The sequence below is a fragment of the Gluconobacter sp. Gdi genome, from assembly GCF_014132155.1.
GTDB lineage: Bacteria > Pseudomonadota > Alphaproteobacteria > Acetobacterales > Acetobacteraceae > Gluconobacter.
Map to the genome: position 1 here is coordinate 729689 of NZ_BLJQ01000001.1, position 11938 is coordinate 741626.

The 11938-nt window shown below is 57.3% G+C and carries 8 protein-coding genes; 2 read left to right on the top strand and 6 right to left on the bottom strand.

Going from position 1 to position 11938, the window contains the following annotated elements; all coding sequences use genetic code 11:
• Nucleotides 1–3: 3 nt before the first annotated feature.
• A complete protein-coding gene (locus JN414_RS03305) occupies nucleotides 4–960 on the bottom strand; it encodes a 1-acyl-sn-glycerol-3-phosphate acyltransferase (RefSeq protein ID WP_202206660.1) in 957 nt (318 codons plus the stop codon).
• Nucleotides 961–1174: 214 nt separating this feature from the next.
• Here JN414_RS03305 and JN414_RS03310 point away from each other — a divergent pair, with 214 nt between their 5' ends.
• Both JN414_RS03310 and JN414_RS03315 read left to right on the top strand, forming a co-directional pair.
• Entirely contained in the window at nucleotides 1175–3283 is a 2109-nt protein-coding gene (locus tag JN414_RS03310; RefSeq protein WP_202206661.1) for an autotransporter assembly complex family protein, read from the top strand.
• Entirely contained in the window at nucleotides 3283–7422 is a 4140-nt protein-coding gene (locus JN414_RS03315) for a translocation/assembly module TamB domain-containing protein (protein ID WP_202206662.1), read from the top strand. The genes JN414_RS03310 and JN414_RS03315 overlap by 1 nt, the downstream gene beginning before the upstream one ends.
• Here the strand turns inward: JN414_RS03315 and JN414_RS03320 are convergent.
• The 5 genes from JN414_RS03320 to JN414_RS03340 all read right to left on the bottom strand — a co-directional run bounded on the left by JN414_RS03320 (nucleotide 7416) and on the right by JN414_RS03340 (nucleotide 11857).
• Nucleotides 7416–8993 carry a tetratricopeptide repeat protein gene (locus JN414_RS03320; protein WP_202206663.1) on the bottom strand — a complete coding sequence of 526 codons (1578 nt, stop codon included), beginning with the start codon at nucleotides 8991–8993 and terminating at the stop codon, nucleotides 7416–7418. The genes JN414_RS03315 and JN414_RS03320 overlap by 7 nt on opposite strands.
• 5 nt (nucleotides 8994–8998) lie before the next feature.
• Nucleotides 8999–9379: a response regulator gene (locus tag JN414_RS03325; protein WP_202206664.1), complete on the bottom strand. Its 381-nt coding sequence runs from the start codon at nucleotides 9377–9379 to the stop codon at nucleotides 8999–9001.
• A 3-nt stretch (nucleotides 9380–9382) separates the two neighbouring features.
• Nucleotides 9383–10183: an SDR family NAD(P)-dependent oxidoreductase gene (locus JN414_RS03330; protein WP_064274068.1), complete on the bottom strand. Its 801-nt coding sequence runs from the start codon at nucleotides 10181–10183 to the stop codon at nucleotides 9383–9385.
• Nucleotides 10184–10340: 157 nt separating this feature from the next.
• Nucleotides 10341–10928: a CarD family transcriptional regulator gene (locus tag JN414_RS03335; protein WP_046899564.1), complete on the bottom strand. Its 588-nt coding sequence runs from the start codon at nucleotides 10926–10928 to the stop codon at nucleotides 10341–10343.
• Nucleotides 10929–10981: 53 nt separating this feature from the next.
• Nucleotides 10982–11857 (bottom strand): bestrophin family protein, encoded by an 876-nt coding sequence (locus JN414_RS03340; protein WP_064274069.1) that lies wholly within the window; start codon nucleotides 11855–11857, stop codon nucleotides 10982–10984.
• Between the last annotated feature and the right edge of the window lie 81 nt (nucleotides 11858–11938).

Below are 11938 nucleotides of genomic sequence, written 5' to 3' on the forward strand. Positions count from 1 at the left end.
GGTTCAGTTCAGGTCGTCAGGAACAAGTCCCTGCCGAAGCTTTGCCGCGCCCTCGCTGACGGCCTTAAAGGTGGCATTCGCCAGCTCTTTCCGGGAGCGGAAATTTTCTGGGTCTAAGGGGGGATGTAGCAGAATTGTCGCACGCATAGAGCGCCACTGGCAGAAGGACCACAGATGAGGCGTCAGATCCATATCTCCGTACCAGGAAAAGACGGATCGACGGCTACGGCCAACAGGTAACCCTTCCAAGCGATCATAAACAATCGACACTGGCTGAACGAGGGTTGAAGGGGGTTTCGGCATGCCAACCTGATCCAGCCGTCCCGGCTTCGCGACAGCAAAGAACGAGGAAAGAAAAGGCAGAACGCGGGAGCCGTCAGTAGATGTCCCTTCAGGAAACAGGACGATGTCGTCTCCGTCCCATAGGCGTTCGGTCATTTCCTGCAGTTCTTTGCCGGTATTCTGGCGGTTGCGACTGACGAAAATTGTCCTGCCCAGCCGGGAGATGGTTCCGATCAACGGCCAGGATCCCACTTCACCCTTTGCGACAAAGACCGTGTGAAGTGCGCCACCGACAACAGGAATATCCAGCCACGAGCAATGGTTCGCGACATAGATGATGGGGCGCTCGCCCTGTTGCACATCCTTGGCGTTAAGGATTTTTCCGGCTCTCGTTCCCACGATGCGGACCTGCAAGCCAAGAATGCGGCAGATCATGCGCCAGAATATCCGGGGCACCCGAACCTTGCCGGAGCCTGGAAGACGGATGAGTACAAACTGGATGGTAGAAACCCAGAATGCCCAGATCAGCACGGCCGCAAGCCTCGTCACGCAAGCGGTGCGACTGAAAGCAGAGAACTGGGTCATTGCCTGTTCGTCTGGAAAATTGACACTTTCGTCAATGATCGGTCGGTTATGGCGACGGCGGCCGAGTGGTGGCTGAGCATCAGGATGGGGCATGGGTGCTGAGTGATAAGGATTTCAGGCGGCGGAGACAATCTCGTTTGTCTTACGAACGTTGTATGCGTGTCTCAAATGGTCTTTCTATCATGGACTTGACAGTGCGCTCTGGGGTACTGCCACAAGGGTATGCGGCCACATCTGATCGGTTCGCTTTTCGTGGTTCGACCTTCTGGGGTCGATCATTTCTCAAAACGGATTATCAGGACCTCCGGTGAAGTCACGCGGTCGCTCATCTGCTGTTTCTCTCTCTCTTGCCATTGGGGCAATGGCGGCGTGCTGTCATCCGTCCGGAGCCAGGGCAGATACGCCTGTTGCCGGGGAGGCGACAGAACAGACCGTCTCTTACAAGGTCACGATTCAGCCGACCAAAAACGCTGACCTTGATGCCGCTATAAATGCATCCTCCCAGTTGCAATCTCTTCAGAACACGCATGCCGTTGGACCCTATGCGCTCGCTGGTCGTATCAGGTCAGATTATGACCGCGTGGATACGGCTCTGCAGTCTCAGGGGTATTATGCCGGGACGGTTACAATTCTTATCAAGACGGGAGCACGAGAGTTAGACGGACGTGATCCGGCCGTGCCGGACGTGCTGAACACTCTTCCCAAAGACGCCAAAGTCACCATCACGATTTCCGTCAGCAAGGGGAACCAGTTCCGCCTTGGAAAAATTATCCTGACGACACCGCCACCGAAAGCAGAACCTCAACCAGACGTTTCTGGCGCTCCGAAAACAGCGCCATCCCCCAAAGGAAGTGCGACCCCGGTCTCGAGTAAAGCTCAGACTGCCGACAAAATGGGAGCGGTTGATACCTCTGGGCAGGCTGCGGAGCAGGGAGTGCCGGTTGAGCTTACATCTGACGAACAGAAGGCCTTTAAGCTCAAGGCGGGCCAGCCTGCGATTGCTTCGGACGTTCTGGCTGCCCAGGGCAACCTGCTGACCCAGTTGCAGGAAGAGGGTTACGCCGTCGCGGATGTCTCTACGCCGCTGGCCTATCTCCAGCCGCATGATGAGACCCTTGATATTGTCTTCCGTGTGGGGAAAGGGCCGAAGGTTGTCATCGGTCCAATCGGGATGGATGACCTCAAGCGTGTGCATCAGTCCTTTCTGCGGCGGCGTCTGACGATCCGGGAAGGGCAGCTTTACCAGCCCTCCAAGATTGAAGCTGCCCGTCAGGATCTGGCAGCAGTCGGCGTGTTCTCTTCTGTTCAGGTGCATAATGCGCCGCCCATCATCACACTTCCCGCAAGCCAGACGCTCATGCCGGGCGTTCTTCAGGCCATGCCGGTCAATTTCAGCTTCAAGGAAGCAAAAAGACGCACTGTTGCAGTGCAGGCCGGGTACTCGACGGATCTCGGTGGGCGTGCCGGTGCAACCTGGACGCACCATAATCTGCTGGGCAATGCAGAGCAGCTCAAGCTCACAGCTCTCATTACGGGTCTTGGAGGATCAGCGCAGCAGGGGCTGGGCTATGACGTTTATGCGGACTTCAGCAAACCGGACTTCCTGCATAAGAACCAAAACCTGAGCCTGCGTGTCGAAGCTATTCGTCAGCTTCTGTACTCCTATCATCAGACCGCCTTCCTCATCCGTGGTGGCATCGGACGTCGTCTCGGCAAGTTCTGGTATGTGTCCGGCGGCCTGATGGGCATGCAGGAGCAGATCCAGCAGTTCGGCGATACCCGGAGCTACTTCATCGTATCGGCGCCTCTCAGTGCGGCCTACGATAGCACCCAGCTGGAAAATCCGATTGATCCGGCCACACACGGTGTTCGGGCCTCTCTGTCTGCCACACCTTCTGTGTCGCTGGAGAACGGAACATCGTTCTTCACACTACTGTCCGCGCAGGTCTCCACTTATTTCGATCTGGCCAAGATCGGCCTGACAAAACCTGGCAAGAGCGTTATCGCGGTTCGTGGAACTGTTGGGTCTGTGCAGGGCGCTTCGACGTATCAGATCCCGCCAGATCAACGGCTCTATGCGGGTGGACCGGCGACAGTGCGTGGCTTCCGATATCAGGGTGTAGGCCCGCAATACGGTCACACGAAATATGCGATCGGTGGCACCTCTCTGGATGCTGGGACAGTTGAGTTCAGGCAGAGATTGCCCATGAACCTCGGTCTGGCAGGGTTCGTGGATGCCGGACAGGTCGGCACAGGTTCCCGCCCCGGACAGGGAACACTTCGTGTGGGTTATGGCGGAGGGGTGCGCTATTTCACCCCTATCGGGCCAATTCGTGTCGATGTCGCGCTGCCGATGAACAGACCGGCCTATGGCGACAAATGGGAACTGTATATTGGTCTTGGAGAGACATTCTGATGCGCGCCCGCAGGATTATTCTCTGGATCGTCTCTCTTGTCATTGGCGTTCCGCTCGGGCTGGTTGTCCTGGCGCTCGTTGTCGTCCTTATCGGGATCAATATCGGTCCGGGCCAACGCCTGATTGAACAGAAGGTCAGTCCACTTACGGGTGGAATGGTGCAGATCTCCGGCCTGTCCGGTGCGCTTCCGCAGCATCTGAAGCTTGCGCGGCTTGCAGTGAAGGACAGCAAGGGCGTCTGGCTCGAACTGGATAACTTTGAACTTCGCTGGTCGCCCCTGTCCCTTGTGGGCATGGATGCACACGTCAAGGTTTTGAGCGCTGAGCGCCTCGCTCTTCTGCGCAAACCGATTTCTGACACAACGGCAGAGACGACTGAAACCCAAGCCAGTTCCAGCCCATCAAAGCTGAATATCCAGGTTGATCTGGATGCTCTGAAAGTCAGTCGGATCGAAATTGGTCCTGATTTCACGGGCAAGGCAACGCTGTTCAGCCTGAACGGTCACGCTCATATTGCGTCTATCGCGCCGTTCCTGAATGGCGTGACGATGCAGACACTGCCCAAGATGGACATCGCCCTGCAACTGGCCCGTCTGGATGCAGCCGGAGGACTTACGCTTTCAGCCCAGACGCCGAGAGATCGTTTGGCTCTCGCCGTTACCTTCAAGGAAGGTGTCAACGGCTTTGCAACCACACTCGGACAGCTTCCGCAGCTTGATCCTGTGGACATGCATCTGAACCTTGCAGGCCCCCGCACGGCGGCGGCCCTTGATTTCGGCCTGAGTGCTGGACCGATTACGGCATCTTCCACAGGGCAGATCAATCTCTACACCAACATCGCGAACCTGCACGTCAAGGCCAATGCCCCTGCAATGACGTTGAAGCCTGGCATTGGCTGGAATGCGATTGCCCTGAACACGGATCTACATGGTCCGCTCAAGGCTCCTGCCGGACAGGGGCTTCTGGATATTGATGCTCTGACTGCTGGCGGCGCATCCGTCGGCCATCTGCACGCGACGTTTGATGGCACGGAAGCCGCAAAGCCAGAAAATACCGTTGCACATCTGCAAGCTGCTCTGGATGGCCTGCGCATTCCCGGAAGCCAGCCAACACTTCTGGCTTCGGCGCCTCTGACACTGGATGTGACGGCTCATCCTCTGGCAGCGACACTTCCGGTTGTCGCCAAGATTGACCATCCTTTGATGCACGTCGCAGCCAATGTTGATGTCAAGCCAGCGGCCAAGGGCCATGTGACACTGGCGCTGCCAGATCTGCATCCTCTTGCCGCGATCGGAAGTACGGATCTGAGTGGTAGTGCGGCCCTTGCGGCTGACTTCGCCATGCCAGTGACCGATCATGATGATCTGACACTTGCGAGCTCAGGCACGATCTCTGTTACGGATGGTCAGCCACAGGCTCTCCATCTGATTGGCAAGGATGGTCATCTGGCGCTTCAGCTCAGCAAGTCATCCGCCAATGTTCTAACGGTGAAGAGCTTTGGTCTGGACGGTCAGGCGCTGCATCTTCTGGTGTCTGCCGTTGTTGATCTGGCGCATGGCAACACGATGCAAACCAAAGCAACGGTTGCTCTTCCTGATCTGCGGCAGGCCAGCCCGGCGCTTCTGGGCAACATGACCCTGACGGCAACCGCCGATGGCCCTACCGATGATCTGGCTGTCAAAGCAGGGCTTGAGGGTGAGTTCGGTACGAAGGATGTCGCCAAGGGCCCGGTCGCGCTGGATGCTGATTTCCAGCATTTGCCCGGCCGGCCGCAAGGTACCCTGACGGCACATGGAACACTGGATCATGCCCCGCTGGAGCTGGATACAGCTGTTCAGAAAACGGATGACGGTGCTTTCCATCTCGATCTGAACAAATTGAGTTGGAACAGCCTGACGGGGCAGGGAAAACTCCGCCTTCCGAATGGCGCCAAAGTGCCGCTGGGTGATCTGGACGTCAGCATCAAAAATCTTTCGGATTTCCAGCGACTGATCGGGCAGGCCATCAAAGGCCATCTGGCGCTGTCCATTCATACAACTGAACCGCAGGGCGCGCCTCCACAGGTTAAGCTGGGACTGGACGGTGCACTCGGTATGGCTCAGGCCAGTGTGCAGGCTCTCAATCTAAAAGGAACGATTTCCAACCCGATTGATGATCCTGCTCCAGATCTGGCGCTGGATCTAACGGGTGTCCGCTCTCAGGACATCACCGGCAAGGCTCATGCCACAGTCAAAGGTCCTCAGTCCGCCATGGCGGTGACCCTGAATGGCGCCTTTCAGAACGTCATGGGTTCTCCGGCCAATGTGGATACAGCTGTTCTGCTCAACCTGCCCAAGAAGACGGTGCGTGTGGACCGTCTGACGGCCATGGCCAAGGAAGAGTATATCCGACTGGGTGGCCCTGCGAATGTCTCTTTCGGAGATGTCATGGGGGTCGATCATCTGCGGGCGACACTGGCCCCACAAGGTGTTGCGCCAGCAACGATTGATATTGCCGGGTCCATCAAACCTCGTCTGGCTCTGACGGCGACAGTTGACCGACTGACGCCTGCCATAGCCAAGCCTTTTGCCCCCGAACTTGCTGCCAGTGGTGTCATTTCTGCGAAGGCCAATCTGGCGGGAACGATTGACGCTCCTACCGGGACTGTCGCGCTGACGGCGCATGGCTTGAAAATGCAGACAGGCCCCGCAGCATCACTGCCAGCAGCCGAAATTCTGGCCAATATCGGTCTGGCCGGAAAGACTGCCAAAGTTGATGTGACGCTTGGAGCAGGGCCGAAAGTTGCCTTGGCTGTCCGAGGGACGGCGCCTCTTTCCAAGGAAGGAGCAATTGCACTGGCGACAACAGGTCATGTCGATCTTTCTGTTGCCAATGGCGTGCTCGGTGCGAGTGGAATGGCGACGAAAGGGCAGGTTGGCATCAATCTGAACGTCGCCGGGACGGCCAGCCAGCCACGAGCGACGGGGCGTGTAGAGCTCCAGAACGTTTCATTTGACCACTATGCACAGGGCGTTCGTCTGACGGACATCAATGGTGCCGTTGTCGCTTCGGGCGATAGCCTCACGCTGGAGCATATTCTGGCTCACGCTGGGCCGGGAACGATCGCACTTGACGGTACGGTTGGAATTTTCCGTCCCGGTCTGCCGGTGGACATCAAGGTTATTTCCGACAAGGCCCGCCCTGTCTCAAGTGATCTTGTAACAGCCGTCATCAACACGGACCTGCACATCCACGGTCAGGCCACGACGCGTGTGGATGTGGATGGGAAGATTGTTCTACCAAGCGTGACGGTCAATATTCCAAACTCGATGCCAGCATCGGTCGCGCAGCTTGACGTAGTCCGGCCGGGGCAGAAGGCACCTGACAATACCAGCAGCCTCATCATCGGGCTGGGGATTGATGTAATTTCGCCGGGACAGTTTGTGGTCCAGGGGCATGGCCTGGATGCGGAAATGCAGGGCCGCTTGCATGTGCGCGGCACGAGTAGTGCCCCGTCCATTACAGGGGGGTTCGATCTCAAGCGGGGCAACTTCAATCTGGCCGGAATTAACCTGAACTTTACGCATGGTCGCGTCGCGTTCAACGGAACAGGCGTCAATCACAAGCTGGACCCGACACTGGATTTCCGCGCGGACCGTAATGCCAAGGGGACGCTCGCGAGCCTTCTTGTCACGGGTTATGCCAGTGCGCCGAAGATCGACTTCTCGTCTGTACCGACTCAGCCGCGCGATGAAGTCATGGCCATTCTGCTATTCGGAACGGATGCCCATTCACTTTCCACAACGCAGCTTGCAGAGCTTGCTGCCGCCGTCGCACAGCTTGCCGGCGGGTCATCATTCGATCCACTTGGGAAGGTGCGGAATGCCCTTGGTCTGGACCGACTGGCTGTCGGTGGGGGTGGTGGCGTTGATAACGGTGGGACCAGCGTGGAAGCGGGCAAGTACGTTATGAAGGGCGTGTATGTCGGCGCAAAACAGGCCACCTCTGGCTCCGGTACGCAGGCTCAGGTCCAGATTGATCTGACCAAGCGGCTGAAGCTCAATACGACAGTCGGGACGGGCGGCCAGGTGACAGGCTTCACCACGCCAGAGAACGATCCCGGCTCAAGTGTGGGTCTGTCTTACGGATTTGATTACTGAGCCTGAACAGCGTCTTCCAGAAGGGCCTTCACGCGGGTCACGACGTCCGACCATTCCCGGAAACGGGTCTGGCGGACGATCCGCATCTGTGGATACCACGGACTATCTTCGCGCTCGTGGAGCCAACGCCAGCAGTTGTTGAAACGGTCCATCATGATGACCGGTTTGCCTAACGCTCCAGCCAGATGAACCATGGACGTATCCACGGAGATGATCAGATCAAGGCAGGACACCAGGGCGGCTGTGTCGTCCATGTCCAGACACTGGGGCATGAAGTCCACCAGCGGGGCCGGGAAATCCAGGCATTGAAGCGCTGCGTCATCTTTCTGCAGGGAGTAGAATGTAACGCCCTCTACATCCGCGAGGGGTGCCAGCGCCGCAAGAGGCATTGACCGCTGACGGTCCACCATCTGCGCGCCAGTGTTTTCCGGGCGTGCGCCGCCGGCCCAGACCAGACCAACACGCAGGTTACGATCCGCCTTCAGGGATTTCTTCCACTGAGACGCCTTGCCAGGGTCAGCCGTCAGATAAGGCACGGGAGCGCCCATGGCGTCCGGTGTGGCCGAGAATGCGCGGGGAAGACTGATGAAGGGGCAGTGATAGTCAAAAGCAGGGGCCTCGCCGCCATGCTGAACAACGGCTACCCCTTCAACGCGACGGCACAGATCTGCCAGTGTTGAAGATCCCCAGATGTGCACAACTGCACCTGTTCGTGCCAGCGCAGGGATGTACCGAAGATACATCAACGTATCACCCAATCCTTCCTCTTGCGTGACGAGCACGCGCTTGCCCTGAAGATTGAGAGTCGGGGAAATGTTGGGCAGGAGGGTGTCTTTGGGCAGGTTGGTGTGCCCGGGGACGCCAAAACGCCACTCATGTTCTGTCCATCCTTGCGCCATCCGGCCACTCTTGAGCATGGCAATAGAGTGATTCAGTCGAAGCGCAGGTTCCTGAGGGGCAAGCGGTATAGTCTCTCGATAGACATTTGCCGCTTCCTGCAGCCGACCTATGTTGTTCAGGATCGCGGCTGTATTGCAGCCGATCTTCCAGTCTTCCGGATGCTTGCGGCGGAGGTCAGCCATGATGGAGAGTGCTTCGTCAAAGCGGCCCTGTTCCGTCAAGTTCATGACCAGAAGATTGAGCGTTCCCTTCTCATTAGGGCGTCTTCGCAGGCTATCGCGGAAGGCCACATCTGCTTCGTCGAAGCGTCCCAGATGCATGAGAATAGTACCATAGGCATCCAGAAGACGTGTGTCTTGCGGGGAAAGGCGACGGCATTCCTTGATAAGCAGGAGCAGATCAGCCCGGCGACGAAGGGAAGCTGCTTCCTCAATGAGGGCAGTGATGGCATGGCCGCCGAAAGGCTTGCTCGCGGCTTCAAGTTCTATTGCAGCCTGCGCATACTGAGCGGAACGGAAAAAAGCACGCCCCTTCGCCAGATGAACAGCATCACTCGGGGGGAGTGGCCCCAGAATGTCCAGTGCCTGCTTCGGATTGCCTGCCTGTATGGCATTTTCAGCGCGGGTGAGGGCCTCACCGTCCGTCGTGGAAGTACTTTGGCTAGCTGTCACAGTGTTTATCCTGAAACAGGTTCAGCCATCTCCCGAAGTGCTTTCAGAATGGCTGCAAGCGAATAAGGCTTGGAGATAAAGCGGGCCAGAGCCGGATTGTCAGAGGCTTCATCCCGCCGAAGGTCCCCATGACCACTAATGTAAATCACGGGGAGATCAGGCCATTTTTCTCTGGCCTGATGGCTGAGGCTCATGCCGTCGCCATCAGGAAGAGACATATCTGCCACGAGAGCATCAAGGCTGCTTTCAGCGGAAATACAGGCAATGGCTTCCGCGCAGTTACTGGCTTCCCTCACTGTAATCCCACTGTCTTGCAGAAACTCCACAAGACAGGTCCGGATCAGAAAATCATCTTCAATGATGAGAACAGTGAGGGAAGATGTCATAAATTACGAGGACCAGTTCTTTTCAAAGTCACCATACAACGTCAGGCCGCCATCAACAAAGAGGGTTTGACCCGTGATGTAGGTGCTGTCTTCGGCGGCCAGGAATGTGACGGCATCCGCGATCTCACGTCCTTCGCCCGGGCGCTTCATCGGAATGTGGTCAGCCACGTTCTTGTACTGCTCTGGATCGTTGATCCAGGACATGTTGATCGGCGTCACGATTGCACCTGGTGCGACTGCATTCACGCGGATGCCTCGGCTTGCATATTCCAGAGCCAGCGTGCGGACGATGTTGCCCACGGCGCCCTTGGAGGCGGAATAACCGAGATAATGAGGCTTCGGGATGATCTGGTGCACAGAGGAGTTCACGATGATCGCGCCCTGAATGCCGTTTTCGAGCCAGTACTTGATGGCTTCGCGGCAGGGCAGCATCACGCCCGTCACATTGACGGCCATCACGCCTTCAAAGTCTTCCAGCTTGATGTCTTCAGACGGGGAGGGGATCTGATAGCCTGCATTGCAAACCAGCACATCCAGTCCACCCATGGCCTCAATGCTTTCACGCATCAGGCGGCGGACGTCTTCTTCCTTGGAGATGTCACCCGTGGCGATCGGGTGTTCACCGCCAGAAACCTTCGGAAGCTTGTCGCGGACAGCAATCAACTTGTCTTCCTTGCGGCCATTCAGCGCAACCTGAGCGCCTTCTTCTGCAAAGCGTAAGGCTGTTGCCTCACCAATACCTTGGGACGCACCCGTAACGAGTACTTTCTTGCCGGCGAAACGATTGCTGTAAGGGGCGGGCATAGGTCCTCACCTCTCCTTGAACGTCAGTGATTTAAAAATGGGATAGGGCATCCAGGAGGGGCCTTCCGTGTCGCCAACGCGGAAACGGCCTGAAGGATGCTTTTCAAACTGTGATGTTTTCGTAATTACGCGAAGACATCACAGAATTCTGGAAGGCTCAGGCGGCCTTCATGGTCTTGGTCAGGCTCTCAAGGACCGTTGCGGGGTCCGTATTTTCGAGAACGGCAACTTCCGCGACAAAGCGCTCCTGTGCAGCTTCGAAAAGCTTACGCTCAGAGAAGCTACCATCAAGGCTGTCGACGTTACGACGCAGGTCACGAAGAACTTCCGCAATCTGGATCAGATCACCGGAGTTGATCTTTTCCTGATAGGCGACAGCACGACGGGCCCACATGCCTTTGCTGACATGCGGCTTGCCCTTGATGACCGTCATCGCCTTGTCCACGATATCCCGCGTGACGATCTTGCGGAGGCCAGCCTTACGGGCCTTCGCAAGCGGAATGCGGAGCATCATCTGATTGCCGGGGAACGAGATCTGGATCATCTCGATCATGGTATCGGCCACTTCGACCATACCAATCTTTTCCACGCGGCCTACGCCATGTGCGGCATAGACGATGGAGTCACCTTCGCTGAACGGGTCAGTGCCGTGTTCAGGGTCGGTTTGACGGGCGGTGTACTTGGCTGCGGCACGAGCCATTTCGTCGGTCATGCCGCCCTTCGGGGGGGTCTTGAAGGTGTTCATAGCCACGGATGATACCAGAAAAACCCCCTCCTGTCCTGCACTATCATGTCCAATCAGGGCTGAACGCCGTGCTTGGACTGAATGATGCCAGGAGCAGGCTCTCCAATCGGCTGAAGCAGGTCACGTTCGATTGTCCGCGCCATCGTGTGCATCGGGAGGGCATGAACGCTGGCAATAAACGGCTCCTGCAGGTCACGACCACTGCGATCCAGCATCTGGAACAGAAGCCCGATGACACTGGAACCAAGCGGCGTAATCCACCCCAGGGTCTGCACCGCAGAAAGCGGCAGAATGATGCAGAAAAGATGCGTCGCGATTTCAGGAATGACCGAATACTGCACCGGGAGCGGCGTATTGCGGATACGCTCAAGGCCGCCCTGCGCATTGGCGATATCAGACAGGATGCGATCCACGGTGCCATGGACGGCGCCGTCAATATTCTTGAGAGCCACTTCCTGCTGTACACCAAGGCCAATTTCGTAAAGCAGGGCGTTGGCCGTGTTGGAGCAGGCGAAGACTTTTTCACGGATGTCGGACGGAAGGAGGCGATCTACTTCCTCGCCCGTCTTGTCGCCACGCAGAGCTGCGCGCAGGACGTGCGGGTAGGCTGCCATCAATCTGGCCAGGTCAGGTCGCCCGCCGAGGAGGGATGCAGCCTCACGGCCAAACGACCGGCAGTTGTTCGTGATGGAGCCCCAGAGGGTTCGTCCTTCCCACCACCGGGCATAGGCCGCGTTGTTGCGCATGCCCAGAAAAATGGCCAGTGCAGAGCCCATGAGAGAAATTGGCAGCGCTGGCTGGTCCATCCACTCCTGATGATAGATCTGGAAGAGAATGACGACCACGAGGTCCCAGAGCGCCAGAATCAGAAGAGGTGGCAAGGACTCTCTGAAAAGAATGGCTAGCCCGTGTTGGCGATTGACGATCAAGCCTGTGCTCCTTGCCTGAAAACGGTATGGCCGGTGAAACTAACCGTGAAAAGTGTGACCGGCCAACACCAAAAGATGTCC

Excerpts from the sequence above, each read along its gene's own strand:
- JN414_RS03315 (WP_202206662.1), top strand. The coding sequence starts at position 3,283 with ATGCGCGCCCGCAGGATTATTCTCTGGATCGTCTCTCTTGTCATTGGC.
- JN414_RS03335 (WP_046899564.1), bottom strand. The coding sequence starts at position 10,928 with ATGAACACCTTCAAGACCCCCCCGAAGGGCGGCATGACCGACGAAATG.
- JN414_RS03330 (WP_064274068.1), bottom strand. The coding sequence starts at position 10,183 with ATGCCCGCCCCTTACAGCAATCGTTTCGCCGGCAAGAAAGTACTCGTT.
- JN414_RS03325 (WP_202206664.1), bottom strand. The coding sequence starts at position 9,379 with ATGACATCTTCCCTCACTGTTCTCATCATTGAAGATGATTTTCTGATC.
- JN414_RS03305 (WP_202206660.1), bottom strand. The coding sequence starts at position 960 with ATGCCCCATCCTGATGCTCAGCCACCACTCGGCCGCCGTCGCCATAAC.